The 410-nt window shown below is 45.1% G+C and carries 2 tRNA genes; both read left to right on the forward strand.

Annotated features, from left to right (window positions below):
- Nucleotides 1-9: 9 nt before the first annotated feature.
- A tRNA-Ile gene (locus tag QWY20_RS18525) sits at nt 10-86 on the forward strand.
- Nucleotides 87-165: 79 nt separating this feature from the next.
- Nucleotides 166-241, forward strand: a tRNA-Ala gene (locus QWY20_RS18530).
- Nucleotides 242-410 lie beyond the last annotated feature (169 nt).

A 410-nucleotide genomic window follows, 5' to 3' on the forward strand; every position in this document is an offset into this window, starting at 1 on the left:
GGTACAGATGGGTCTGTAGCTCAGGTGGTTAGAGCGCACCCCTGATAAGGGTGAGGTCGGTAGTTCGAGTCTACTCAGACCCACCACTTGAGTGTTGAGTTGTGAGTGTTGAATGTTGAGTAAAAAACAACTATGCACTTAAAACCAAACACTCAACACTAAAACGGGGTTATAGCTCAGCTGGGAGAGCGCCTGCCTTGCACGCAGGAGGTCAGCGGTTCGATCCCGCTTAACTCCACCACTTTCACTTAGTTTTTAGTTGTAAGTGTTAAGTGTTTAGTGAAAAGCACCCGTAGTACAACCGATAGTTGCTCTTGAATTCAAATGAAAGCCCTTAGTGTAAGAGGGAGTAGCGAGTTTTTAACTCAACACTCAACACTCACCACTAAGCACTCAACACTAAGTTTTTT

This window comes from Alkalimonas cellulosilytica (assembly GCF_036325985.1).
Classification (GTDB): Bacteria; Pseudomonadota; Gammaproteobacteria; order Enterobacterales; family Alteromonadaceae; genus Alkalimonas; species Alkalimonas cellulosilytica.